Raw genomic sequence first — 26,018 nt, forward strand, 5'->3', positions numbered from 1 at the left:
GTGCCGGTGTCGCCGGGGCCGGTTCGCTACGGTGGCGACCGAGCATCGGCGGAGGGGTCTGATTCGTGAGCACCGTGGTGGTCAAACGTCCGGCTCGACAGCCTGAACCGGAGTACCCGTCCGGCGAGGTGCTGCTCGACCCACCACCGGAGGTTCCCCCACCCGGTGGCAAGGCCTGGGGCCAGATGCTGATGATGCTGCCGATGCTCGCTGGTTCGGTGGCGATGGCGCTGATGTTCGCCGGTCAACGCGGCAGCACCATCGGCTACGTCACCGGCGGCCTCTTCGGCCTGTCGGCGATCGGCATGCTGGCCTCGCAGCTGTCCAACCACTCGGGCGGGCCGAGCAAGCAGGAGATGCTGCAACGCCGCCGGGAGTACATGGACCACCTGGCCCGGCAGCGGCGGCGGGTCCTGAAGACGGTACGCAAGCAGCGGGAGTCGGCCTTCTACCGGCACCCGGACCCGGACTCCCTGTGGTCCATCCCGGTCGGTCCGCGTCTGTGGGAACGTCGGCGTGGTGACGCGGACTTCGCCACCGTACGCATCGGCCTCGGGGTCCAGGAGTTGGCGACGCCGCTGGTGCCGCCACCGGCCACCTCGCTGGAGAAGCTGGAACCGATGTGCGCGTTGGCGCTGCGCCGGTTCCTCACCACGTACGCGGAGGTTCCGGACCTGCCGGTGACGATGGCCCTGAACGGCTTCGCCCGCATCCACCTTCGTGGAGACGAGGAGGCCAAGCGCAGTCTGGTCCGGGCGATCCTCACCCAGGCGGTCGCCTTCCACGCCCCGGACGACATGCTCGTGGCGATCTCGGTCAGTGCCGATCGCCGGGGCTACTGGGAGTGGGCCAAGTGGTTGCCACACGCCCTGCATCCCACCAAGACGGATGCGTTGGGTGCGCTGCGACTGGTCTCGCCGACCGTCGCCGGCCTGGAGGCGATGCTCGACGACGTGCTGGCCAGCCGCCCCCGGTTCAACCTCTCGGGCGGTGAACCCCAGGTCAACGGTCCGCACGTGCTGGTGGTCATCGACGGCGGCGACGCCGCCGGCTCGGACCACCTGATGACCGACGGGGGCGTCGAGGGGGTCACCATCATCGACCTGTCCCAGCCGCCGCCCCGGGTGCTCGACCGGGCCCGGCTGGCCCTGGAGATCGATGCGGACGGCAAGCTGAGCAGCATGACCGTCGACGGGCCGGCCGACATCGGTCGGGCCGACCGATGCCGGATCGAGGAGATCGAGGCGCTGGTCATGCAGCTGGCGCCGATGCGGCTCTCCGCCGCCTCGCGGGGCGAGACGTCGCTGACCACCGAACTCGGCCTCGCGGAACTTCTCAACCTCGGCGACCCGTACGAGTTCGACGTCGACCGGGCGTGGACGCCCCGGCCGAACCGGGACCGGCTGCGGGTGCCGCTCGGCGTGACGCCGGACGGCGGCCCGGTGGACCTGGACCTGAAGGAGTCCGCGCAGGACGGCATGGGGCCACACGGACTGCTGATCGGAGCCACGGGTTCGGGTAAGTCGGAGTTGCTGCGTACCCTCGTCCTGGCCCTGGCCACCACCCACTCGTCGGAGAGCCTGAACTTCGTCCTGGTCGACTTCAAGGGTGGCGCGACCTTCACCAAGTTGGACAAACTGCCGCACACCAGCGCGGTGATCACCAACCTGGCCGACGAGCTGCCACTGGTCGACCGGATGACCGACTCCATCAACGGCGAGCTGGTCCGCCGGCAGGAACTGCTCCGCGCGGCTGGCAACTACGCGTCACAGCGCGACTACGAAAAGGCCCGATCCGCGGGTGCTCCCCTGGCACCGCTGCCCAGCCTGCTCATCATCTGTGACGAGTTCTCCGAGCTGCTCACCGCCAAACCCGACTTCATCGACATGTTCGTCCAGATCGGACGGGTCGGACGGTCCCTCGGCGTACACCTGCTGCTCGCCTCGCAGCGGCTGGAGGAGGGCCGGCTGCGCGGCCTGGACACCCACCTGTCGTACCGGATCGGTCTACGGACCTTCTCTGCGATGGAGTCCCGGGTGGTCCTCGGTGCCACCGACGCCTACGAACTGCCCCGCTCCCCCGGTCACGGTTACCTGCGCTACGGCACCGAGCCGCTGGTCCGGTTCAAGGCCGCGTACGTCTCCGGCACATACCGGAGCAAGACCGCCGAGGCGGTCGCCGCGGGTGACGGAGACGAGCGGGTGCAGGAGTACACCACCCAGTACGTCGCGCCGCAGCTGACCCGTACCCCGAAGCCGGTGGTGGAGGAGTCCACCGACGCGATCGGCGAGAGCCTGCTGGACCTCCTGGTCGGCCGGCTCACCGGCCGCGGCAAGCCGGCGCACCAGGTCTGGCTGCCGCCGCTGAGCGACCCACCGACGCTGGACCAGATGCTGCCGCCGCTGGCCGCCGACCCCAACCGGGGCATCACGGTTACCCACACCGGCCTGCACGGCGAGTTGCAGGTGGCGGTCGGCATCGTCGACAAGCCCTTCGAGCAGCGTCGCGACGTACTCTGGCTGGACCTCGCCGGCGCGGCCGGGCACACCGTGATCGTGGGCGGACCGCAGAGCGGCAAGAGCACCCTGCTGCGTACCCTCGTCACCTCGCTCGGCCTCACCCACACCCCACGCGAGGCCCAGGTCTACTGCCTCGACCTGGGCAGCGGCGCGCTCTCCTCGCTGCGGGACCTGCCGCACGTCGGCGCGGTCGCGACCCGGCTGGACTCCGGCCTGGTCCGGCGCACCATCGCCGAGCTACAGCTGCTGATGTCGCAGCGGGAGCGCCGGTTCGCCGAGCGCGGAGTGGACTCGATGGCGGCGTACCGGCGGGCGCGGCGGCACGGCCAGCACAGCGAGGACCCGTTCGGGGACATCTTCCTGGTCGTCGACGGCTGGGCCACCATCCGCGCCGAGTTCGAGGACCTCGAACCGGTCATCAACGACATCGCCAACCGGGGCCTCTCCTTCGGGGTGCACCTGGCCGTCACCGCCTCGCGGTGGATGGACCTGCGGCCGGCGATCCGGGACGTCTTCGGCACCCGACTGGAGTTGTGGCTCGCCGACGCCAGCGACTCCAACCTGGACCGGCGGGCGGCGATGAACGTGCCGGAGAAGGCACCGGGTCGCGGTATCACCGCCGAGGGGATGCAGTTCCTGGCCGCGCTGCCCCGGGCCGACGGCGTACAGGATTCGGAGAGCCTGCCTGAGGGGGGCCGCAAGCTCATCACGGACCTGGCCAACGCCTGGCAGGGGCCGGGGGCACCGCCGATCCGGCTGCTGCCGGCGGTGCTGCCGTACGGCAGTCTGCCCGCCACCGGCCGGCCCGGCATTCCGATCGGTATCGCCGAGGTCGACCTCCAGCCGGTGCACCTCGACTTCGCCGCCGACCCGCACTTCCTGCTCTTCGGGGACGGCGAGTCGGGCAAGAGCACCTTCCTGCGCGCGTTGGCGACGAGCATCGCCGACCGGCACGAGCTGACCGAGGCCCGACTGGTCATCGTCGACTATCGGCGCAGCATGCTCGGCGACATCACCTCGCCACACCTGATCGGCTACGGCTCCTCGGCCCAGATCACCGACGGCATCATCACCGAGGTGGCCAACGTCATGCGGGATCGGCTACCCCCGGCGGACGTCACGGCCGAGCAGTTGCGCGCGCGCAACTGGTGGAAGGGGCCCGACCTCTACGTCCTGGTCGACGACTACGACCTGGTGGCGGGGGCGGGGAGCAACCCGCTGGCACCGCTGCTGGAGTTCCTGGCCCAGGCCCGCGACATCGGCCTGCACCTGATCATCGCCCGCCGTACCGGTGGGGCCAGCCGGGCGCTCTACGAGCCGGTCCTCATGCGGCTGCGGGAGCTGAGCACGCCGGGCATCGTGATGTCCGGTAACCGGGACGAAGGGGTGTTGTTGGGTACCGTCCGGCCCGGTCCGCTGCCGCCGGGCCGGGGCTGGTTGGTGACCCGCCGGGAGGGCAACCGCCTGGTCCAGCTGGTGAATCTGCCACCTCGGGCGTGACAACTGTCTCGCTCTGGCTTGCTTGACGGCGATAGCGTCTACCAGAGTGGACGGGTACGACCTGCGGTCGGCGGAGACGACCGCACCACGGGCATGTAGGTGAACGGGGGAGGCACATGGGCGACGAGTGGCTCGTCGACAAGGACATCGAAGTCGACATCCAGCAGCTTCAGGACTTCGCCGAGCACATCAAGAAGGAGCTGGAGCTCAACTTCCAGCCGAGCTTCGAGAACGGCATCAAACCGATGCTCACCACGCAGGCGCCGTTCGGGGCGGGTGGGCTGGAGGAAGGCCGGTTCTTCCGCGGCCGACACGACGACAGCCGCGCTGCCGTGGCGCAGATGCTCGGTGAGGCCATGCGAGGGCTTACCGCCTTGAGTGTCGCCGCCACTTCCATCGCCGCCGAGTACCTCACCGGTGACGCCCTGTCACAGGCCACGAACGACGATGTCCTCAACGCGTTCTCGGGGGTCGACGGCCAGCAGACCCTCAACGACTACTGGGGCCAGGAGGGCAAGGGTCCGGACGAGGACCCGCAGAACCTGGTGCCGGAGGGTGCCGACGACCCGAACACCTACTTCGGCAAGGGCGAGGACACCGGCTCCACCCCCGGCGGCACTCCGGCCATGTACGAGGAATCAACCATCGCCGAGGGCAAGCCGGGCGAGTACACCATCCAGGGCGACGACGAGGGCATGCACGACCCCAAGTACGACATGCCCGAATACGAGCACTAGTCGGCGGCGGAACCAGGAGTTATCGAGGAGCAGCATGTCCGACGAATACTACGGATACGTACACTATTCGCCGCCGATGTACTCGGGGTACAGCGACGACTACATCACCGCCAACTACTCCGACCCGAACCGGGTCTACACGCCCACCAACTGGGAGCATCCCAACACCAACATCGAGAAGATGTGGGCGTGGATGCAGAAGGAGAGCGACGAGCGGACTCGCGCCCTGGCGGAGATGTGGCGGCGTACCAGCGTCCTGTTGGAGAGCACCCGGGAGAACCTGAAGAAGCACGCCGACGCGCTGGCCGCAAAGTGGACCTCGCCAGCGGGTGAGATTTTCATGGGCAAGGTCGGCGCCACCCTCTACTCACTGGACGAGTGGAAGCAGATCGCCAACGACAGCGCCAGCGGTCTCGAACAGCTGGCCACCAAGATCCAAACAGTGCAGCGGGACTTCAAACCGCTCTGGGAGGACTACCTCGCCGAGCAGAACAAGCAGGAAGGCAAGCGCAAGGACGACGAGGGTCTCCAGTTCGGCGACATCTTCGGCGCAAACAACGGGGACACCCCGGAGGAAGTGCAGAAGAAGTTCCACGATCGGGCGGTCGGGCTGGTGAAGCCGCTCGGCGAGCTCTACATCGACGTCTACATCAGCAACATCTCCCGGGGCGGCAAGTTCAAGGGCCCGACGAACGCGGCCATCACCGACCCGTCGCAGGTGCCCCGGCCGGGTGCCCCGGGTGCGCCCGGACGGCCCGGCGGGTCCCGGCCCGGCACGCCCACCGGGGGCACGCCGCCCACGCGGCCCAACCTGAGGGGACGCCCGGACACGCCGAACCTCTCCGACGCACCGGGCAAGCCCGACCTACCGGGCAACGTCCCGGACGGGTTGAGTCTGGCCGGCACGGCGACCGCCCCGCCGCCCACGGCACCGAACGTCCCGTCTACGCCGTCCCCGGGACCGGCACCGGCCGGCGGCCCAGCGCCGCACACCCCGATGGTCCCCGGCGTTCCGGGGGCACGCGGTGGTCCTGGCCCGGTGAAGCCGACCCTGCCCGGCACCGGCAGTGGTCCGAGCAGCGGACCGGGAGCGCGTTCTGCCGGATCGAACCGGCCGGGGCGGCCCACCCTGCCGGGCAACACCGGCCCCGGCGCGCCCGGCGGGCGTGGGGCCGGCACCCGGGGAGCGCCACCCAGCCGGCCCACCCTGCCCGGCAACACCGGCACGGGAAGCGGACCGGGTGCGCGCGGCCTCGGCACTCGGTCGACCGGCCGCCCGGTCCCACCATCGACACCAAACCTGCCCGGTAGCACCAAGCCCACCGGCCGGTCCACCGGTCTTGGCCCCAACGGTCGTCCGGCCACGCCACCACCGAGCCTCGGGGGCAAACGTGGCCAAGCCCCGGGGACCCCGACCGGACCCGGTGGCAAGCAGCCGACCAGCCCGCAGGGGGGCGCCTCCTCGGTCACTGGCACGGGCAAACCCGGCACCCCGGCGCAGCCCAACCTCACCGGACGGGGCGCACCCGGCACCGGTCGGCCCGCTCCGACCACCGGCCCGGCGCCGTCGCTCGGTGGTCGGCGTGGCCCCGCCGTACCGCCCCAGCGGACGGCTGGCCGCAAGCCGGAGGACGCCACGGAGGACTGGGAGTACGGCGACGGTGACGACGAACTGTGGGTCACCGAGTCCACTGCGGTCGGCAACATCGAGGCACCGACGGAACACCGGCCACAGCAGCAGGGCAAGGCGCTGGGCCAATCCTGATCCCAACTAGGACCGGCGGGCCGGTCACCGACGCCAGGCGTACGGTGGCCGGCCCGTACCATACGGTGACGGACCGTACAGCCGCCTGCCGGCGGCCCACAATGGGAGGTTGAACCGATCATGCGCGTGGTCCCCCGCCCGGCAGCCGCGCTGTCCGTACTCACCCTGAGCCTGCTCGGTGCCCTGGCCCTCCCGGCCGCGCCCGCAGCGGCCGACGAGGTCCGGGACCGCTCCTGGCACCTCGACGCGCTCGGTCTCGCCGAGCTGCACAAGATCACCCAGGGTGAGGGCGTGACGGTGGCGGTCATCGACACGGGTGTCGATGCCGCCCACCCCGACCTCAAGGACAACGTGTTGCCCGGGGTGGATCTGCACGACGAAAAGACCAAGGGTCGGGTCGACCGGCAGGGCCACGGCACCGCCATGGCCTCGCTGATCGCCGGACACGGACACGGGCCAGGTAACGGCGACGGAGTGCTGGGCATCGCCCCGAAGGCCAAGATCCTGCCGGTCACGGTGCAGTCCGCCAGACAGGGCATCATCGCTCCGGACGCGGTCGCGGCCGGCATCGACTGGGCCGTCGACCATGGTGCCGACATCATCAACGTGTCGCTCTCCAGTTCCTCCGACGACGACCTCGACCGGGCAGTCGACCGGGCGTACAAGAAGAACGTCATCGTGGTGGCCTCGGTCGGCAACCGGCAGGACCTGGTCATCGGCAACCCGGCTCGACACCCGGGCGCGATCGCGGTCACCGGTAGCGACCGCAAGGGCGGGCTGGGCCCGGAGTCGATCGCCGCCGAGGAGACCGACATCGCCGCTCCCTCGGTCGACCTGCAACGGGCCGCGCCCGGCGGGAAGTACTCACAGGCCACCAGTGTCAGTGGTGCCACTGCGGTCGTCTCCGGTGCGGTCGCTCTGATCCGGGCCAAGTACCCGAACCTGTCGGCCTTCGACACCTTCAAGCGGCTGCTGGAGACGACCAAGGACGCGGGCACGCCCGGCCATGACCCGGACTTCGGGTGGGGCGTACTCGACCTGCGCCAGGCGTTGACCGGCGAGCCGGACGGCCGGGCCAACAGCACCAACGCATCGCCCACGGCCACACCGGACCCGCTCTCCGTCTGGCAGCACCAGGACCCTGATGAGGACTGGTATTCCTGGCTGATCCTGGGAGTGCTGCTACTGCTCATCGCGGTGCTGGTCGTCGTCGTGCTCCTGTTCGTCCGTCGTCGTCGCCGTCAACGGACGCCAGCGGCCCAGCCCTCCGGGCCACCCAGCGCCGGGCCACCTGCTACCGGGCCGCCGAGCGCCGGGCCGGCGGCCAGCGGACCCCGTACCCCGGCCGACGACAGCATCTGGCGCCCGCCGGCCCGCTGAACTCGCTGGGTCGGCCAACTGTCAGGTGTCACTGGCCGGTCACCGATTCATGCTCCGGTGACCGGCCAGTGACACCGAGGGGCGGCCACTCCGCGCGACAAGGAGACGCAGATGTCCGCTTCGCCTGCTGGGGCCGTACCTCCACCGCCTCCCCCGCCGCCGTCGGCAGCGGCACAGCCGACGCTGGTGCGCCGGCCTCCGGCGGTGGTGGCGGCGGCGTTGCTCATGTTGCCGGCCGCCGCCACCTGGCTGGCCGCCGGAATCGGCTTCCTCGTCGCCACCGCCCGGACCGAGGGGGATGCCAAGTTCCTCCTGTGGATCATCGCCTTGGGCATCCTCGGCATCAGCCTGCTGCTGGTCCTGATGACCCTGCATGGGATCAGCGGCGCCTGGCGGGGACGTTCCAGCCTGCTGACCGTGCCCGCCGGATTCACCCTGGCACTGTTCGTGCTCGCGTTGATCAACCTGCTGGTCCGGGGCCGGCTCGACTACACCCCGACGATGCTCACCCCACTGATCGTCGGTGGGCTGGCGGGCATCGCCCTCGTCCTGCTGAAGAGCCGTCCGGCCCGCGCCTGGTTCGCTCAGGGCGGCCGTTAGCCCAGGGCGGCCGTTAGCCCAGGGCGGCCGTTAGCCCAGGGCGGCCGTTAGCCCGCTGAGACGGGCCCGTCGGGCTCGCAGACGGTTCTGGTCACCCCTGGGGGGAGCAACTGTCCGCCGGCCGGCGCTGTCGTCACCAGCCAGCCGCCGTCAGCCGGTTGGTCGCCCGGGGCATCGTCAGACCGGTGGGTCGTCCATCTCCGGTGGCACCGGTAGCCAGCGGCGCACCCCCACGTCGAACCGGGCCAGCGGCTCCTCGCTACCGTCCCGGTGGATGCGATACAGCCCGGCACCGTCAGGAACGACCAGCGCCTCCATCCGCGGTTTGCCCTGCCCCCAGTCGGCTGGCGTCTCCTCGTCGGGAGCCCAGCGCAACACCGCCGCCCATTCGTCGGCCTGGGTGAACGGGGAGCCCTCCCCCAACAGCCCCAACCGCCGGTAGAGCCGGACCGGAGTGTCCCGGCCCGGACCACGCCAGGCGTGCACCAGGCCGGCGGCCCGGTCGTAGCCCTGGTCGAGATAGGACGGTAGGTACTGCGGGGGAATCACCATCTGGAGCGTGAGCGGTACGTCCGGGTCCGGCTCGTCGTCTTCGTCATCGTCCTCGGCCATCCAGGACGCGCTCCGCTGGCTGGGCACCACCGGCTCGTCCTGCTCCGCAGCCACCAACCGGGATCGTTCGTCCTCGGCGGCGTCGGTCACCACCGTACGTAGCTGCCCCAGCCAGTTCCCGAGCGCGAGTACGGACTCCCCTGGCACGGTGGTGGTCAGCGCGGTGCCCGGGTTGACCGACAGTTGCCACGCCGGGTCGGGCCAGCTCTCCGCGAGCTGGTAGCTGCTGACCACGACGAAGTCGTGGTCACCGAGGGCCTGGCGTAGCCGGGCTTCGGAGGTGAAGACCGGCAGGGCCGGCTCACCGGCCGCGTCGGGCAGGCACCACCACGGAAACTCCGGGTCGGTCAGGTCCCGTGACTCCGAGCCGCCGGGGCGCAACGGTACGATGATCTCGCTCTTGAGCAGCGCGGCGGTCAGCAGATCCGGATCCTGCCGGATGATCGCGTCCCGGAGCGTCGCCTCGGCCTCGACCGCCGCTGGATCGGGCAACCCCCGCAGCTCGACGGTGGAGAGCCGGAGTCCGATCGGGAGCCCCGGGTCGACCGCCAACCACCAGCTTTCGTCGGGCCAACTGTCCACCACGTCGGTCAGGCTGACCAGGCGGTAGCTGACCGACTCCCCGGGCATGCAGACGGCGATCGCCGCTGGCGAGGTGAACGCGATGACGTGGGTGAGCCCGTCGAACACCCCGGTGGGCCAGGCCAGTTGCGCCCGGCCGGCGGCGGCCTCCGGCGAGACCGGCAGCAGCACCGGGCCACCAGCAAAGGCGGCGAGGAACGCATCCCGGTCACCGGCCTCGACCGCGGTGGCCATTGCCGTCTCCACCTCGGTCGCCGGCTGCCAGTCGGTCACCAGGTGCCGTCCAGTCGTACCCGGGCGGGCTGCCGGCCGAGCAGCAGTGTGCAGAGTGCCACGTCGAGTGTGTCGCCGAGGAACCAGTCACCGCCGTGGTCGAGCACGAACACCCTGCCCGCCTCGTCGATGGTCAGGATTCCGGTGCCGTCGCCCTCCTCACCGAGCGGAGTGACCGGACTGCCGAGGGCGTCAGCGAACGCGGTGAGGGTGGTCACGGAGTGCAGCACCCGGAACGGGTCCAGGTGCACGACGCTGGGCGCGATCTGTTCCCCGTCACCGGTCGGCTCCAGCCGCAGCCCGCCGAACTCGGCGTACGCCTCGATCGCCGCCGCCACGACGGCATGGTGTCGACCGTCCAGGTCGGCGTAACCGGCCAGCCGCAACGCCCAGTCGCGCGCCCGGTCGTCGTCGCGCTGCTGCGCCGACCAACCGGCCGCGGTGAGCAGTTCGGCCACCTCGGGTGGGAAGCGGTCACTCATGCCGACACCTCCACGCCGAACCAGTCCAGCAGCGTCGCGCAGGAACGGCAGGGTAGCTGCGACTCGCCGTGCCGGGGGTCGGCCGGTTCACGTACCCGGGTCAGGCGGATCCGAGCCCCCCACAACAGCGACCGGGCGCGGGCCGGACTGATCGGACCGCCGACACGCTCCGCCTCGTAGAGCCGGTCGGAGATCAGCACCGGCTCGGCGCACCAGCCGAGAAACCGTTCCCGCTGCTCGATTGGCAGTTCGTTGAGGAAACGGCGGACCATGGGGTGCAGCTCGGGGGCCAGGTCGCCGCGCACCGACGTGTGCGTGTGGACGACACCGTCGATCAGCAGGGCCCCCACCGCGAGGGGCAGCATGCGAACCTCGCTCAACCCGTCCTCCCCCAAGACCGCGACAAACGGCCCACTGTCTCTCGACCCGGGCCTCTCCCGCAGCCTAGCGTCCGTTCCCCGGTCGGGGGCGTCCGAGGCGGCGGGGCTCCCGCCGGTTGGCGGGCCTGCGATAGGGTCGGCGCCAACCCCTCCATCGTCGTACGAAGCCCGGAGCCATGACGCGCACCCTTCTCGTCTCCCCGGATCAGCCCGGCGCCTACCCGTCGATCGGCGAAGCGCTGGCGGCGGTGACGGACGACACCGTGGTCTCGGTCAGCCCCGGCACCTACTACGAGGCGCTGTTCATCAACGATCGTGGCGTCACCATCGTCGCCGCGCAGGGGCCGGGAACGGTCACCATCGACGCCTCCTCCGGTGCCTATCCGACCGTGTCCTGCAACAACGGTCGCCTCGAACTGCGCGACCTCGTCCTACGGTCCGGTGACGCCCCGACGGTCACGGTCGACCGGGCGAAACTGACCATGACCGGCTGTGAAGTGAGCGCCGGCTTCGGCGCGGCCATCAACGTGGGCAGCCGGTCCGAGTTCGAACTCACTCGCTGCCGGGTGACCGGTGGACGCTACGGCCTCGTCGTCGAGGACGCCAACGGCACCGTCGAGGGCTGCGAGTTCGCCGACCTGGTCGAGGACGGTGTCATCATCCGGATCGGCGCCAGCCCGACGGTCCGCACCAGCACCGTCACCCGCTGCGGCGGCCGGGGCATCTACGTCTACCAGTACGGCCGACCCACGATCGAGGCCTGCGACATCTCGCAGACCAACGGCGCGGGCATCGCCATCGTGCACCAGAGTGCTCCCGTACTACGCCGGTGCCGGATCCGCGACACCCGGGGACCGGCGGTCTCGTTCGCCCGGGGCTGCCAGGGCACGGTCGAGGAGTGCACGACGGAGAACACCGGCGTGCCGGCGATCGAGGTAGCCGAGGGTGCCACCCCCACCATCGTGGAGGGTACGGCCAGCAAGCGGGCGGTGTTCGGCGCGGAGGCGGCCCAGGCCGCCACGCAGCAGGACACCGCCCGGGTGGAGAAGCTCCTGGCCGACCTCGACGCGATGGTGGGGTTGGAGACGGTCAAGGACGAGGTCCGGGCCCTGATCGACGAGATCCAGGTCAACGAGTGGCGGCGGGGAGCCGGGCTACCGGTCGGTGCCGTCAGCCATCACCTGATCTTCGCGGGGGCACCGGGTACCGGTAAGACCACCGTGGCGCGCATCTACGGCGAACTGCTCGCCGCGCTCGGTGCGCTGCCGGGCGGGGACTTCCGCGAGGTGTCCCGGCGAGACCTGGTCGGCCAGTATCTCGGGCACACGGCCGAAAAGACGGCTGCCGCCTTCGAGCAGGCTCGCGGTGGAGTGCTGTTCATCGACGAGGCGTACACCCTGTCGCGCTCCTTCGGCAGCGGCGGAGACTTCGGCCAGGAGGCTATCGACACCCTGGTCAAGCTGATGGAAGACCACCGTGACGAGGTGGCCGTCATCGCTGCGGGATACACCGCCGAGATGTTGCAGTTCCTCGACGCCAACCCTGGTCTGGCGTCGCGGTTCGCCAAGACCATCGAGTTCGGCAACTACTCCCCGGAGCAACTGGTCATCATCGTCCAGCGAATGGCCGGAGGCGACGAGTACCTGCTGGAGGATGGCGTCGTCGACGTGCTACAGGACCACTTCGCCAACATCGAACGCGACCAGAACTTCGGCAACGCCCGCGAGGCGCGCAAGCTCTTCGAGGGGGTACGGAAGGCGCAGGCACAACGGCTGCGTCAGTCCGGCAAACGGCCGAGCCTGGACGATCTCCGTACGGTGACCGCTGCTGACGTTCGCGTGGCGACCGGCCGCTGAATGGCCGCCGAGACAAGAAGGGACCTGTGGTGACAGCTCCCGGCGCGGCACGTCCCGGTGAGCCGGGATGGCAGCACCAGACAGCCGGAGCGACCCAGCCGCCCTCAGCGGCTGCGGCCCGGCCGGCGGCAGGACCAGGACAGGCTCCCCCACCGACCGTCACCTGGGCTGGCTCTGCGGTATCCGGGTCCCCCGGACACGCCACTGTCCCGGCTGGGCCGGCCCAGGCCGCCTATCCGTACGCCGCACCGGCCCAGCCGTACACGCAGACACAGGCGCACACCCAGACGCAGACGAGGGGTGCGGCCGCTGCTTCGCACCCCGCTCAGGCCGCTGCCGCCACCAACGTCGCCGCGACGAGCGGGCCACCGGCCCAGGCCGGCGCTGCCGTCTCGGCCCGGGCCAGCGTCGCCGCTCAAACTACGGCGACGGAGTCCGCAGCGGCAGCGGTGGCCCGGCCCCGCCCACTGCGGTCGGGCATCGGCACCTTCCACGTCGCGCAACTGCTGGGCTGGCAGGTGGCCGGTGCTGCCGGACTCGCCGCCTACCAACACAGCGTCGCGGCCACCGCCGCCGTATCGGCCGGCGCGGCGCTGACCCTCGCCCCGACCCTGATCCGGCTCCGTGGGCGATGGGCCTACCAGTGGCTGCCGTTGTGGCTTCGCTACCGGCTCCGTCCCCACCGCCTGCCGGCCAGCGGCGGTAACCACGCCCTCAACCTGCTCTCCTTCGTGGAGAGTAGTGCCGCGCTCGACACCATCGACATCGACGACCAGTCGGTGGCACTCATCGGGCACCGGGGTGGGCTCAGCGCGGTGTTCGAACTGGACCCGGCCGACGGGTCGCTGGTCGTCGGCCCACCGCAGCCCATCCCCTCGCCAGCGGAGCTGCTGCCCGCCGCCGACGACGAGTCGCCTTCGATCACCGTGCAGGTACTGATCCACGTCGCACCGGCACCGAGGGTGTCTCTCGGACCCGGCGTCGTCGACCGGTCCTACCGGGAGTTGACCGACGGTGACGTGCCCGCACACCGTCGCGTGTGGGTGGTGCTCCAGGCGGCCCGCACCCCGGACTTCTACTCCGACGCCGAGCTACGGCCAGCGCTGACCTCGGCCATCCGCCGCACCCGTCGGCGGCTACGGCGGGACCAGATCACCGCCCGGTTGCTCAACCGCGACGAGTTACTGGCCGCCGTCGGATACCTGGCCGAGCTGCCTCCGCAGGCGGACAAGGGCAACGTGTACGGCGCCGCCAGTGGCCGAATGCTGGCCCGGGAGGGCTGGCAGACCTGGTGGACGGAGCAGATGCCGCAGACTTCCCATCGCCTCGTCCAGTGGCCTCGGATGCCCTGGCAGGTCGACAGCCTGCTGCGTCAGCTGCCGACCCTCGCCAGCGTGGTTTCCGTCGCGGTGACCCGTGACCCCAACCGCACCTCGCCCGGCGACGACGTGGCCGTCGAGGTCGGGTTCCGGCTCATCGCCCGGGACGCGAACACGCTGGCCGCCGGCAACCAGGCACTGGCCGAGGCCGTACGGCGGGACGGTGGCCGCACCGAGCGACTCGACGGTGAACAGGTGCGTGGCCTCGCCGCCACGCTGCCGCTCGGAGGTTTCCTGCGGTGAACGACTCCGCGTTTCCGGCCAGCCGGATGGGACTGTATCTGTCCGGACCGGCTGCTCTCGGCAGTCTCGACCTGCTGGCCGGTGCTGGTGGTCTGGTCATCGGGCACAACCGGCAGAAGGAGCCGGTCGTGTTGCGCCTGTTCCGGCCGGAGCCGGTGCGGCTGATGCTCGTCGGTGGGGTCCGCTGCGCCCAACTGCTGGCGTCGCGGGCGGTCGCGCTCGGTGCCCAACTCTTCATTCAGACCGGGCGGGAGCAGGTCTGGGACGCGTTCCTGCGCAGCGCCGTCATCGGCCGGGACGTCGTCTCCTTCCTCCCGGTCGGGGCGCAGCCACCCCAGCCGGCGTCCTCGTCCGCGCCGCAGCTGATGATCGTCGACACCGGGCCGGCCACCGGACCCGACTCCGTCGCCGGTACGCCCTGGCGGGCGACCCTGGTGGTTCGGGACGACCTGGCCAGTTGGGACGTGGACGCGTTGGTACGCAGCGACGTCGTGCTGTTGCAGCGGTTGACCGAGCCGGAGGCGGCGCTGGCCGTGTCGCCTCTCGGCCTGGCGGAGGCGCAGAACTGGTTGCCCCGCATCCATCCGGAGATGGTGGGCCTGGTCAGCAAGGGCCGGTTGCAGTGGGTGTTGCTGAGCATGACCAACTCGGAGCGCAGCCTTCTCGGTACGGTGGCCCGAGCCGGCTGACCGGTCGACGCCACCGGATGTGCAGCGGAACGAGGCCCTCGGCCACCCGACCCTGATCGCTCTGGATCGCTACCCTGAGTGCTCCGGATCGGCAGCGGACCGACGCCTCGGCACCCGACCCTGAGCTATCCGGATCGCCGTCGGCCGGGTCGGGTGGGCATGCGAAGAGACGGCCACCCAGCCGCCTGGCAGGCGGTCGGGTGGCCGTCGGGGGTATGTGCGTGCGGGTGGGTGGGGTCAGTAGCGGCGGCGACCGTAGGCACCGGCCGCGATGGCCACGCCCACGGCGGCGAAGGCGACCTGGATGAACAGCTCGATCCAGTCGACACCACCGGTGTCATCGACGCCGAGGGCAGCCGCGACGACCGTGCCCAGCAGCGCGGCGACCACACCGATGACCAGGGTGAGCCAGATCGGGATGCTCTGCTTGCCGGGTACGACGAGCCGGCCCAGGGCACCGATGATCAGGCCGATGATGATGGCGGTGAAGATGCCGGTAACTTCCATGAGAGCCGTCCCCTCAACGTTTGTCGTCTGGGCCGGTCATTGCCCACCGCCACCGGTGCCGAAACTCGGTCCGACCTGTGGTCGGGACGTACGGTTGGTGGTCAGTCGGAGAGGCGGACGCTCAGGCCCTTTCCGCCGAACTCCTGGCACACGAAGACCGGCTGCTGCCCGGTGCTCGCCTCGACATCGAAACGGTAGCCGATCTCGGCGAACTCCGGGATGCGCTGCGCCGTGTCGACCCGGGATGTGACCAGCCAGCGGGCGAATGCACCTCTGGCGATCTTGGCGTGCACCACCACGAACTTGGGTGTGCCGGTCTTCGGGTCGATGGTTAGGAACTTGGGGGTTACCAACCGGCTCGATTCGACGAAAGGCGTGACCGTCTTGCTGTATTCGACGGCGGCCAGGTTCACGATGAGTCCGCTGGCGGGGAGGTTTCGGGCGATCGCCTCACCCCAGAATCGGTAGAGGTTGGCATACGCCGGATCGGGCAACCGATAGCCCATTTCAAGCCGGTACGGCTGGATACCGTCGTTGGGGCGCAAGATCCCGTACAGGCCGGAGAGAATGCGTAGATGCCGATTGGCGTAGTCCCGATCCGCCGGGGAGAGGTCCCCGGCGCGCAGGCCGCTGTAGATGTCACCGACGAAGGTGTCCACGGCCGGCATCTGGGCCTGTGGTTCGACCCCCCAGTCGGCGAGGAGCGTGTGGATACGCTCCGCCAGGTCGGGCGAGACCGCCATGACCTTCGTCAACTGCTCCGGGGAGAGGGTCTTCAGGTAGTCGGCGAGCGTTCGGGCTCGCTCAAGCAGGGCCGGTGTGTCGAGGGACAGGTCGCCGCGCGCCGACGGCCGCATCGTCTTCGAGGAGTGGAGCAGAATAATCATTTCTTGTCGATCATATCGACCTCGTCGGACCGGTTGACGGTATTCTTCGCCTTGCCCACGAAGTCCTCCTCACCCGTTCCGACAAATTGAGTGGATCATTGTAGCGGTCGACCGAGGTGCAGCAGACCCGCGAGACGGATGTCCCCGCCCGCCGCTGCGGCGGGCGGGGACACCGATTGGTCAGCGCTCCTTCCCCGGCTGCCTGGGTATGATCACCACCGGCGCCTTCGTGTCTGGAGCGGTCGCCGCCGTCGCTGGGGCGGCTGTCCCGGCGGCCGGGCCGTGCCGCCTCGGCGGCGCGAGCAGGCGCATCATAGGTTTTTCCACGAGCCGGAAGAGCAGCCACGCGACGACCAGGTTGAGCAGCAGGAAACCGATCGCCGCCGCCGGTCCGCGCCAGCTGGTAAACCCTCCGATCGTGCCGGTCATCCGCAGCACCGTGGTGACCACGAAGACGTGCACCAGATAGAAGGCGAAGGACACCTCCCCGAGCCAGACCAGTGGCCGGGACCGCCAGGGCGACCAGGTACCGCGCAGGTCCGCGTTGGCCGCGGCGGCGATCACCAGCACGTACGCGACCGCCAACAGCGTGGTCCACCACTGGGCGGGAATCCAGAAGCTGGCGATCATCCAGGTCGCGACGAAGATGGCACTGGCGACCGGCAGGTTCGGGCCCCGCCAGCAGCCCCGCCGCATCAGTTCACCGGCCGCCACGCCAAGCCAGAACTCGAGGGACCGGACCAGTGGGAACACCTGCGAGAACCACCAGCGGTCGGCCTCGGGCAACAGCGCCTGGGCCGGCCACACGGAGAGGATCAGCAGCGGCATGGCGACGACGACGGCGTACAGCATCCATGGCCGGGCCCGACGGATCAGCGGCAGGGCCAATGGCAGACAAAGATAGAAGAACAGCTCGCAGGAGAGCGACCAGCTGACCGTGTTGACGCTGTAGAACCAGCCAGGTGTCGGGTTCCACGCCTGGACCAGGAAGAGGTTCGACAGCAGCACCTTGAGGTTCTGCGGCTCGGCCCAGTAGTAGACGCCGAACAGCAGCACGACGGCCCACATCGCCACGTGACTCGGGAAGATCTTGGCAATTCGTCGGCGCCAGAACACGTGTCGGGGCTCACCCACCCGGGCCGACCAGACCAGCACGAACCCGCTGAGGATGAAGAAGAACTGCACTCCGGAGAGGCCGAGGCTGAACAGCCGGTCGACCACCGCCTTGTAGTCGGGATCGGCGATGACGTGCATCGTTCCGACGTGGAAGCCGAATACCAGCATCGCGGCGATCCACCGCAGGCCGGTCAGGGACGGCAGCCGGTGCAGTGGTGCCCGGACGACGGCGGGGCTGGACTCCTTCCTGGTAGCCGAGCCAACCGGGCGGTCCGGGACGGCGGCGGGGCTCTCGGCGGTGGACAGCGGTCCTGGGGGCATCGGCACGGAGGTCATAACGCCGGGCACTCTAGCCCGTTCGGCCGATGCCGCAATCGGGCGGTCCGGGGAGTCGGACGTTGTGCCCGCCCAGCTAGCCGCGGAACAGCGATACGGACCGTTACGGTCTCCGGTCGACGACGGACGACCGACGGTCCCGGGTATCGTGCTGCCACGTGACCGGCGCTCCGTACTCCCACTGCTCGTCCTGCGGCACCGTATACCCGGCTCAGACGGACTGGCCCCGGGTGTGTGCCACCTGTGAACACACCGTCTGGCGCAACCCGATACCGGTGGCGGTAGCGATCCTGCCGGTCGTCACGGCCAGCGGCCTGGGCGTGGTGGTACAACGCCGCGACATCGAGCCGGCCCGAGGGCTGCTGGCATTGCCCGGTGGCTTCATCGAGCACGGCGAGGACTGGCGCACCGCGCTGGTCCGGGAACTCCGCGAGGAGACCGGCCTGCTCGGCGACGCCGACACGGTGCGGTTGTTCGACGTACAGAGCGCACCCAGCGGTGGGACGATCCTGATCTTCGGCACGTTGCCGGCTCAGCCGGCCGATCAGTTGCCCGCCTCGGCCCCCACCGACGAGGCGACCGAGTGGCTCGTGGTCACCGAGCCGACCGAACTTGCCTTCTCCACCCACACCGAGGCGCTGACCCGGTTCCTCGCCGAGCAGTCCGACGCGGGCTGATCCAGGCGCACACGGCGAGCATGGCCGTGCCATGCTGCCGACCGGTAAGGCCACTGGGTGCTCAGGCGAGGAGATAGTTCGGCGGTACGGCGTCGGTGAGCCAGACCCCGTTGTCGCTGCGGTAGAAGGCGTAACCGTCGCGGTCCATCGCCGCCGCGTCCACGGTCAGTATCACCACGGCACCGCTGCGTCGGGCTCCCACCCGGCGGGCCGTCTCGACGTCGGCGGAGAGGTGGACGTGGTGCCGGTTGCCCCGGTTGAGGCCGGTGGCGCGAATGGGTTCGAGCACGGCGGCGCTGGTGCCGTGGTAGAGGTGACACGGCGGGGTCTGCGGCATCAGCCCGAGTTCGACCGAGATCGAGTGCCCCTGGTTGGCCCGGATCCGCTCCACCCCGTCCGGACCGCGCTGGACAGCGAACCGCTGTTTGTCGTTCTCGGCCACGACCAGGTCCAGTTCGGCCCGGCCCATCCGTAGGGCGACCAAGAACTCGTCCAGCGGCACCCAACCTGCGACGTCCAGGGTGAGGCCGAACCGTTCCGGGTCGTGCCGCAAGGCGCGCGACATCCGCTTGCTCAATCTGACCAGGCTTCGGCGGTCCACCCGGGCATTGTCACCCGTGTCACAGATGCGATCCAGCGGATATCTTCTCGCTCGGGTCAGGAGAGCCGGGCCGGCAGGCCGAAGCACACAAAGTGCTCGGCGCCGAGGAACGAGGTGAGTTCGGCGATGCGCTCTCCGCGCAGGGTCAGCACTGTGATCGACCAGGCGACATGTGAACCGGCGGCGTCGTCCCGGAGGTAGAACGCCACGGCCGGTTGACCGTTTGCGCTGGTCAGGAGGTAACGCCAGGTTGGGCAACGGGTCATCGGGACCTGCCAGGCGAAGTCGGCGACCGCCGTAATGCCGTGGTACCAGTGTGGCAGCGGTGGCATCGACCAGGTGACGTCCTCGGTCAGCAGGGCGACCAGGGCATCGATGTCGCCGCCCGCCAACGCGTCGGCGTACCCACCGACGATCTCCCGTACCCGGGCGTCGTCGATCTTCCGCAACGTCTGCTGCTGCGTACGGGGCGGAACCTTCTCCTTCACGGTCTTGCGGGCCCGCGCCAACGCGGAGTTCACCGAGGTCGTAGAGGTGTCCATCATCGCGGCGATCTCGACAGCGGAGAAACCGAGGACGTCGAACAACAACAGCACTGCCCGTTGGTTGCCCGGCAGGTGTTGCAGTGCGGCGACGAAGGCGAGTTCGACAGCCTCCCGCCGCTCGTAACGGGCATGCGGGCTGGCCGGGCCGTCCATGAGGTCCGTGTCGGCGTACGGGCCCAGCCAGCCGACCTCGGTCAACGGAACGTTCCCGTCGAGTACGGCGTGGTCGCTGGACGGGCCGAAGTCGACGGGCAGCACCCGTCGACCCCGGGCCTTGAGGATGTCCAGGCAGGTACGGGTGGTCGTGGTATAGAGCCACGACCTCAGCGAGCCACGCCCCTCGAAGCGGGCCAGCCCGCGCCATGCCCGCAGCAAGGCATCCTGCAGTGCATCGTCGGCATCATGGGTCGAGCCGAGCATCTGGTAACAGTGGGCGTGCAGTTCGCGTTGCAGTGGTGCCACCAGGTGGGCGAACGCGGTTTCGTCCCCATCACGTACGCGCGCCAGGTCGGCGTTCTCGGGCGCGGGTTCAGCAGACCTCGCCGAGAAAACTTCGCTCACAGGCGACGAGTCTGCCCCATCGCGGCGGTCTTACCACTGGCAGCCCAACGCCGACCCGACGCAGGAGACCTCCGACATGACCAACTCGAAGCAGAAGACAGCCCGACGCAGCGATGCCAGCATCTGGCCTCTGATCCACGACGAGCGGGCCGCCCTCGCGACCGATCTGGCGAGTCTGACCAACGAACAGTGGGCGACGCCTTCGCTGTGTACCGGCTTGTCGGTGCGGGAGGTGCTTGCCCACCTCACGGCGGGGGCCAGCCTCAACAACGTACGGTGGCTGGCGGGCGTGATCCGCTGCCGGTTCGACTTCGACAAGCAGGTGGCGATGCGGCTGGCCGAACAGTTGGGCACGACCCCGACCGAGACGCTCGCGAGGTTCCGCCGCAGTGTCACGAGCACCACCAAACCGCCGCTCCCAACCGTGGCGATGCTCGGTGAGTCGATCGTGCATGGCGAGGACATCCGGCAGCCGCTGGGCATTCGTCGCGACTACCCGATCGAGATCATCACGATGGTGGCCGAGTACTACCAGGGCTCCGACCTCGTCGTGTTGGCCAAGGGGCGAATCGGCGGCCTGCGACTCGTCGCGACCGACGGGCCCTTCACCAGCGGCTCCGGACCACTGGTGTCCGGCACCACCCTGGCGCTCGTGATGGCGATGACCGGGCGCACCAGGTACTGCGACGAGCTCGATGGCGACGGCGTCGCGACCTTGCGTAACTGCTCTTAGCGCACGACTCCCGAAGCAGCCCCGGCCGACGGGTTCCAGGGCGGAGCCACCTTTGAGCCAAAGCGACTTGACGTGGCATCATTTTGACACCACCATGATGTCATGGATTTGCTGCCGTACGTCGAACTGCTCCGGCGGGAACTCGCGGTCGCCGCCGAAGCCGGCGGTAACGAGGCGCGGGCCCTCGCCGAGCGCCTCACCGCTCCCCTCGAATCCGCGATCCGGCTCACCCTGCTGGAAGCGCTCTCCACCGCCACCGCGGAGATCACCCGCGACCTGGCCCCCGGCTCGGTCCACCTACGCCTACAGGGACGCGATCCGGACTTCGTGGTGACCCCGGCCCCGATCGACCAGCCGGCGCCAACGGAGCCCGAGCCGAACATCCCCCCGCCGCCCATGGAGGAGATCCCGGCCACCGGCGGCGACAAGGGCGGGACCGCCCGGATCAACCTTCGTCTGCCCGACGACCTCAAGGCCCGGGTCGAGGAGGCTGCTGCCCGGGAACGACTCTCGGTCAACGCCTGGCTCGTCCGCGCCGTCGCTGACGCGCTGTCGCCGCCCCGTCCCGCGCACCCCGGCACCGAGCGCCGGGCCTCCAGCCATGGCCAACGCTTCACCGGCTGGGCCCGCTGACCGCACTATCCCACTGCCCCGCTAGGCCCACTGAGCGCAACGCCACCGCTCGACAGCTCGCGAGAGAAGGACCGTCATGCCCACCTTCGACACCCCCCAACCGATCACCGTCACCCTCAGTCTCGGCATGGTCGTCGGCAACGTGCAGGTCATTGCCAGCGACCGCACTGACACCAACGTGGACGTACAACCCATCGACCCGGCCAGCAAGGCCGACCTCAAGGTCGCCGAACAAACCCGCGTCGAGTACGCCAACGGCCGGCTGACGATCAAAGCTCCGAAGCTCGGCTCGCTGTTCACTCGTACCGGCGGGATCGACGTCACGCTCGAACTCCCGTCCGGCTCCCAGATCGAGGGCGAGACCGGCATGGGCGAGCTCCGCTGCGAGGGCCGAATCGCCGAGTGCCAGCTCAAGAACGGCTACGGAACGATCCGCATCGACCAGGCCGGGGCGGTGAAGCTGCACAGCGGCAGCGGAGACGTGATCGTGGAGCACATCGTCGGCAACGCCGAGGTAACCAACAGCAACGGGGCCATCCGCCTGGGTCGGATCGACGGACCGGCGACGGTCAGGAACTCCAACGGTGACAGTTGGATCGGCGAGGTCGCCGGCGAGCTACGGCTCAGATCGGCGAACGGCGCGATCACCGTCGACCGGGCGCACGCCAACGTCACCGCGACGACCGCCAACGGCAGTGTACGACTCGGCGAGGTCGTCCGCGGCGTGGTCACCCTGGAGAGCGCTGCCGGCAGCCTCGAGGTGGGCGTCCGCGACGGCACCGCCGCCTGGCTCGACCTGAAGACCGTCGCCGGGCGGGTCCGCAACGAGCTGGAGTCCTCCACCGGTCCGGGCGACGCCGAGGACACCGTGGAAATCCGCGCTCGCACCTCCGTTGGCAGCATCACCGTCCGACGTTCCTGACCCGACTTCCTGGAGGAGAGCAATGTCCCGCCAACCCGCGATCGTGGCCACCGGGCTACGCAAGGCGTACGGCGACAAGCTCGTGCTCGACGGCATCGACCTGACCGTGCCAACGGGAACGATCTTCGCCCTGCTCGGCCCCAACGGGGCCGGAAAGACCACCACCGTCCAGATCCTCTCCACCCTGATCCGCGCCGATGCTGGTCAGGTACGGATCGCCGGGCACGACCTGCACAGCGACCCCGACGGCGTACGTGACGCGATCGGCGTCACCGGGCAGTTCTCCGCCGTGGACAACCTGCTCACCGGCGCGGAGAACATGGCCCTGATGGCGAACCTGCGCCACCTGGACCGGGCCGCCGGGCGGCGGCGCATCGCCGCGCTACTGGCACAGTTCGACCTGGTCGAGGCGGCCGGCAAGCCGGTGGTCACCTACTCCGGTGGCATGCGTCGCCGACTCGACCTGGCGATGACCCTGGTCGGCGACCCCCGGGTCATCTTCCTCGACGAACCGACCACCGGTCTGGACCCGCGCAGCCGGCGCACCATGTGGCAGATCATCCGTGACCTGGTACGCGGCGGTGTGACCATCTTCCTCACCACCCAGTACCTGGAGGAGGCCGACCAACTCGCCGACCGGATCGCGGTCCTCGACCACGGACGCCTGGTGGCGGAGGGGACCGCCGACGAACTCAAGCGACGCATCCCGGGCGGTCACGTACGGCTACGGTTCAGCGGCCCGGCCGGACTGGACCTGGCCACCCGCTCGTTCACCCACCTGTCGCGTGACGACGACACGCTCACCCTGCACGTCCCGCACGACGGCAGTGTCCAGTCGCTGCGTGCCCTGTTGGGCCGGCTCGACGACGCCGCCATCGATGTCGACGAGCTGTCGGTGCACACCCCGGACCTCGACGACGTCTTCCTCGCCCTCACCAAACAGTCCCAGGAAGAAAGGGTTCCCGCCCGATGAGCACACTCGCCTACGCCGTACGTGATTCGAGCACGATGCTGCGGCGCAACCTCCGGCGTATGCAGCGCTATCCGTCGATGACGTTGCTGCTCATCGGTATGCCGGTCGTTCTCCTGCTGCTCTTCGTCTACGTCTTCGGCGGCACGATCGGTGCCGGCCTCGGCGGCAGCTCGGGGGGTCGGGCGGAGTACGCGAACTACATCACCCCGGGCATCCTCCTGATCACCATCGCCAGTGTCGCGCAGGGAACGGCGATCTCCGTCGCCATGGACATGACCGAGGGCATCATCGCCCGGTTCCGTACGATGGCGATCTTCCGACCCTCGGTGCTGACCGGTCACGTGCTCGGCAGCATGATCCAGGCCATGCTCGCGGTGGCCGTCGTCACCGGGGCCGCCCTGCTCGTGGGCTTCCGCCCCACCGCCACCCCGGTCGAATGGCTCGCCGCCATCGGTGTCGTCGCCGCGATCACCTTCGCGGTCGTCTGGTTCTCGGTCGCCTGTGGCCTGGTGAGCAAGAGCGTCGAGACGGCCAGCAACATGCCCATGCCGCTCATCCTGCTGCCGTTCCTCGGCAGCGGTTTCGTCCCCACCGACTCGATGCCCGAAGCGGTGCGTTGGTTCGCCGACTACCAGCCCTTCACTCCCGTCATGGAGACCCTTCGGGGGTTGCTGCTGGGCAGTGGAATCGGCAACAGCGGCTGGCTGGCCCTCGGCTGGAGCGCCGCCATCGCCCTGGTCAGCTACCTGTGGGCCAGGAAGCTCTACAGCCGCGACCCCGCCCGCTGACCATCGAGGCGTCCCGCCGACAACCGGGTCGGGCCATCTCCACCTGGCACAGCACCGCCCCGCAGCAACCACTCCGCATTACCGGATAGCACCACCCAGGTAGCACCAGCCGGGTAGCACCACCTCTTCAGCGGGCAACCGATCCGACCTCGTCCCGCGCTCGCTCCGCCGCACCACACGGGCCGACAGCCCCGCACCACGCGGGCATGCCGACAGCCCCGCAACATGCGGGCCGAGCCAGCAGCCCCGCAACATGCGGGCCGAGCCAGCAGCCCCGCACCAGCACAGCGGCAGACCGTACCGAAAAATCCGGCCGCATCTGCGGCTATCCCACCGTGCCCAAAAACGGGCCTACCGCCCGCTGGGTGCCGGCATCACGGTGCCGGCACCCAGCGGTCACCCCACTCGGGACGGCCACCGGGCGCTTTTCCCACCTACGGGTGAGACACCCCCAGACCGCTTTCTCACCTACCGGGTGAGACACCCCCACACCGCGCTGCCCCGGAAAGGAATCGACATGTTCCCCTCCCCCAGCGTCAGTCCTCGCGCCCGCGCCGACGAACCCACCAGCCTGATGGTCAGATCGCTGGCACCCGATCTGGCGCGCGGCCTCATGCTGCTGCTCATCGCCGTGGCGCACGCCCCAGCCTTCGTCAACGACTGGGACCTCGGGCCCACAGCCCTCAACGCCGCCGCCACCTTCGTCAAGTCCCTCGTCGCCGACAACCAGGCCCGCGCCATGTTCGTGTTCCTCTTCGGATACGGGCTCGGTCAGCTCACCCAACGCCAGTACGCCCGAGGTGACGACTGGCCGACGATCCGGAAACTGCTCCGGCGCAGAAGCCTCTGGCTGCTCATCATCGGTTTCCTGCACGCCGTGCTCCTGGTCCCGCTCGACATCATCGCGGTCTACGGTGCGACGCTGCTCCTACTCACCCCACTCGTACGAGCCCGCGACTCGGTGCTGTGCTGGACGGGGGCGGCAACGCTCGTCCCCGCAACGCTGCTGCTCACCTGGCAGGGCGTGACGGCACAGCACAACGCCCACAACGGCCGGGCCTTCACCATGGCCGAGTACATGACGCCCAACTTCGGTGCCCACGTCCTCGCCGCCCTCCCGTCCTGGCCGATCGAGACCCTGCTCTCCACCATCATTGTCGTGCCCGGCATGGTGCTGGGCATCTGGGCGGCTCGGCGACGGATCCTGGACGAGCCGGCACGCCACGCGGCACCACTACGCCGGGCCGTTGGCGTCCTGCTCGTCGGGTCGATCGTCGGCCGGATCCCCGTGGCCTTCCTGATGGCTGGTGTGTGGAGCACGTCGTCCGCCCCGGTGGCCTGGGCGGTCCACGCCGCGCACACCCTCGCCGGATACGCGGGCGGAATCGGTCTGGCCGCCGCCATCGGTCTCGCCGCGATCCGGCTCGGCCACGAGCATGGCGCCCTCACCACCGCACTCGCCGCGCTGGGGCAGCGGTCGATGACGTTCTACCTGTTCCAGTCGGTGGTGTGGGTGGTGCTGTTCTACCCATTCACCCTGGACCTACGCGACGACATGGGCGCCGCCGCGACCATCGTGATCGGCGTCGGGACCTGGGTGGTCTCGATCCTGCTGGCGGACTGGATGCGCCGTCTGGGGCATCGCGGTCCGGCGGAGACACTGTTGCGCCGGATGTCGTACCGGCCGAGGGTGGGCGACTACCCGGACCGGACCACCGAACACCGATCCGGGTAGTCGCCGA

At 69.7% G+C, this 26,018-nt stretch carries 23 protein-coding genes; 15 read left to right on the forward strand and 8 right to left on the reverse strand.

Translation table 11 applies throughout. From position 1 onward, the window contains the following. Positions 1-65: 65 nt before the first annotated feature. The 5 genes from eccCa (at position 66) to FHR38_RS03710 (ending at position 8,501) form a co-directional block, all read left to right on the forward strand. Positions 66-4,019 (forward strand): type VII secretion protein EccCa, encoded by a 3,954-nt coding sequence (eccCa, locus tag FHR38_RS03690; protein ID WP_184532756.1) that lies wholly within the window; start codon positions 66-68, stop codon positions 4,017-4,019. Between the two features lie 116 nt (positions 4,020-4,135). Continuing rightward, entirely contained in the window at positions 4,136-4,756 is a 621-nt protein-coding gene (locus FHR38_RS03695) for a hypothetical protein (RefSeq protein ID WP_184532758.1), read from the forward strand. 34 nt (positions 4,757-4,790) lie between these two features. Then, the gene (locus FHR38_RS03700) at positions 4,791-6,521 is read left to right on the forward strand and encodes a WXG100 family type VII secretion target (RefSeq protein ID WP_184532760.1); all 1,731 of its coding nucleotides are present in this window, start codon (positions 4,791-4,793) and stop codon (positions 6,519-6,521) included. 120 nt (positions 6,522-6,641) lie between these two features. After that, positions 6,642-7,901 carry a type VII secretion-associated serine protease mycosin gene (mycP, locus tag FHR38_RS03705; protein ID WP_184532762.1) on the forward strand — a complete coding sequence of 420 codons (1,260 nt, stop codon included), beginning with the start codon at positions 6,642-6,644 and terminating at the stop codon, positions 7,899-7,901. A gap of 111 nt (positions 7,902-8,012) precedes the next feature. Next, positions 8,013-8,501 (forward strand): hypothetical protein, encoded by a 489-nt coding sequence (locus tag FHR38_RS03710; RefSeq protein ID WP_184532764.1) that lies wholly within the window; start codon positions 8,013-8,015, stop codon positions 8,499-8,501. Positions 8,502-8,678: 177 nt separating this feature from the next. Here the strand turns inward: FHR38_RS03710 and FHR38_RS03715 are convergent, their stop codons facing one another. From FHR38_RS03715 to FHR38_RS03725, 3 genes are read right to left on the reverse strand one after another with little or no spacing between them, the layout of a single operon-like run. Beyond that, positions 8,679-9,968: an SseB family protein gene (locus tag FHR38_RS03715; protein WP_312881793.1), complete on the reverse strand. Its 1,290-nt coding sequence runs from the start codon at positions 9,966-9,968 to the stop codon at positions 8,679-8,681. Further along, a complete protein-coding gene (locus FHR38_RS03720) occupies positions 9,965-10,450 on the reverse strand; it encodes an SUKH-3 domain-containing protein (protein WP_184532766.1) in 486 nt (161 codons plus the stop codon). Before FHR38_RS03720 ends, FHR38_RS03715 begins: the two co-directional genes overlap by 4 nt. Continuing rightward, complete coding sequence (locus FHR38_RS03725; protein ID WP_184532768.1) at positions 10,447-10,830, reverse strand: YwqJ-related putative deaminase; 384 nt, start codon at positions 10,828-10,830, stop codon at positions 10,447-10,449. Before FHR38_RS03725 ends, FHR38_RS03720 begins: the two co-directional genes overlap by 4 nt. A 176-nt stretch (positions 10,831-11,006) precedes the next feature. Between FHR38_RS03725 and FHR38_RS03730 the strand changes: the two genes are divergently transcribed. From FHR38_RS03730 to FHR38_RS03740, 3 genes are read left to right on the forward strand one after another with little or no spacing between them, the layout of a single operon-like run. Continuing rightward, a complete protein-coding gene (locus FHR38_RS03730; RefSeq protein ID WP_184532770.1) occupies positions 11,007-12,686 on the forward strand; it encodes a right-handed parallel beta-helix repeat-containing protein in 1,680 nt (559 codons plus the stop codon). 29 nt (positions 12,687-12,715) lie between these two features. Then, complete coding sequence (eccE, locus tag FHR38_RS03735; protein WP_184532772.1) at positions 12,716-14,308, forward strand: type VII secretion protein EccE; 1,593 nt, start codon at positions 12,716-12,718, stop codon at positions 14,306-14,308. Then, the gene (locus tag FHR38_RS03740; RefSeq protein ID WP_184532774.1) at positions 14,305-14,997 is read left to right on the forward strand and encodes a hypothetical protein; all 693 of its coding nucleotides are present in this window, start codon (positions 14,305-14,307) and stop codon (positions 14,995-14,997) included. The genes eccE and FHR38_RS03740 overlap by 4 nt, the downstream gene beginning before the upstream one ends. Before the next feature lie 237 nt (positions 14,998-15,234). Here the strand turns inward: FHR38_RS03740 and FHR38_RS03745 are convergent, their stop codons facing one another. The 3 genes from FHR38_RS03745 to FHR38_RS03755 form a co-directional block, all read right to left on the reverse strand. Beyond that, positions 15,235-15,504, reverse strand: a complete 270-nt coding sequence (locus FHR38_RS03745; RefSeq protein WP_184532776.1) for a GlsB/YeaQ/YmgE family stress response membrane protein — start codon at positions 15,502-15,504, stop codon at positions 15,235-15,237. A 101-nt stretch (positions 15,505-15,605) separates the two neighbouring features. Further along, positions 15,606-16,391, reverse strand: a complete 786-nt coding sequence (locus tag FHR38_RS03750) for a YaaA family protein (protein ID WP_184532778.1) — start codon at positions 16,389-16,391, stop codon at positions 15,606-15,608. A 180-nt stretch (positions 16,392-16,571) separates the two neighbouring features. Next, positions 16,572-17,843: an acyltransferase family protein gene (locus tag FHR38_RS03755; protein WP_246446286.1), complete on the reverse strand. Its 1,272-nt coding sequence runs from the start codon at positions 17,841-17,843 to the stop codon at positions 16,572-16,574. A 158-nt stretch (positions 17,844-18,001) separates the two neighbouring features. Here FHR38_RS03755 and FHR38_RS03760 point away from each other — a divergent pair, with 158 nt between their 5' ends. Further along, complete coding sequence (locus tag FHR38_RS03760; protein WP_184532780.1) at positions 18,002-18,520, forward strand: NUDIX domain-containing protein; 519 nt, start codon at positions 18,002-18,004, stop codon at positions 18,518-18,520. A 61-nt stretch (positions 18,521-18,581) separates the two neighbouring features. Here FHR38_RS03760 and FHR38_RS03765 read toward each other — a convergent pair whose 3' ends face one another. Together FHR38_RS03765 and FHR38_RS03770 are read right to left on the reverse strand one after the other, a co-directional pair. Next, the gene (locus FHR38_RS03765) at positions 18,582-19,121 is read right to left on the reverse strand and encodes an RNA 2'-phosphotransferase (protein WP_184532782.1); all 540 of its coding nucleotides are present in this window, start codon (positions 19,119-19,121) and stop codon (positions 18,582-18,584) included. Between the two features lie 56 nt (positions 19,122-19,177). Continuing rightward, positions 19,178-20,173: a sigma-70 family RNA polymerase sigma factor gene (locus tag FHR38_RS03770; RefSeq protein ID WP_221449361.1), complete on the reverse strand. Its 996-nt coding sequence runs from the start codon at positions 20,171-20,173 to the stop codon at positions 19,178-19,180. A 130-nt stretch (positions 20,174-20,303) separates the two neighbouring features. Between FHR38_RS03770 and FHR38_RS03775 the strand changes: the two genes are divergently transcribed. The 6 genes from FHR38_RS03775 to FHR38_RS03800 all read left to right on the forward strand — a co-directional run bounded on the left by FHR38_RS03775 (position 20,304) and on the right by FHR38_RS03800 (position 26,011). After that, entirely contained in the window at positions 20,304-20,960 is a 657-nt protein-coding gene (locus FHR38_RS03775; protein WP_184532786.1) for a maleylpyruvate isomerase family mycothiol-dependent enzyme, read from the forward strand. Between the two features lie 102 nt (positions 20,961-21,062). Continuing rightward, on the forward strand, positions 21,063-21,593 hold the full coding sequence (locus FHR38_RS03780; protein WP_184532788.1) for a toxin-antitoxin system HicB family antitoxin: 531 nt from the start codon (positions 21,063-21,065) through the stop codon (positions 21,591-21,593). Between the two features lie 76 nt (positions 21,594-21,669). Continuing rightward, positions 21,670-22,515, forward strand: coding sequence for a DUF4097 family beta strand repeat-containing protein (locus FHR38_RS03785; RefSeq protein ID WP_184532790.1), 846 nt, complete (start codon positions 21,670-21,672; stop codon positions 22,513-22,515). A gap of 22 nt (positions 22,516-22,537) precedes the next feature. Then, entirely contained in the window at positions 22,538-23,488 is a 951-nt protein-coding gene (locus FHR38_RS03790) for an ATP-binding cassette domain-containing protein (RefSeq protein ID WP_184532792.1), read from the forward strand. Next, positions 23,485-24,276, forward strand: a complete 792-nt coding sequence (locus FHR38_RS03795; protein WP_184532794.1) for an ABC transporter permease — start codon at positions 23,485-23,487, stop codon at positions 24,274-24,276. Before FHR38_RS03790 ends, FHR38_RS03795 begins: the two co-directional genes overlap by 4 nt. Before the next feature lie 517 nt (positions 24,277-24,793). Continuing rightward, on the forward strand, positions 24,794-26,011 hold the full coding sequence (locus tag FHR38_RS03800) for a DUF418 domain-containing protein (RefSeq protein ID WP_184532796.1): 1,218 nt from the start codon (positions 24,794-24,796) through the stop codon (positions 26,009-26,011). Positions 26,012-26,018: the final 7 nt, after the last annotated feature.

It is taken from the genome of Micromonospora polyrhachis (assembly GCF_014203835.1).
In the GTDB taxonomy this organism is placed as follows: Bacteria; Actinomycetota; Actinomycetes; order Mycobacteriales; family Micromonosporaceae; genus Micromonospora_H; species Micromonospora_H polyrhachis.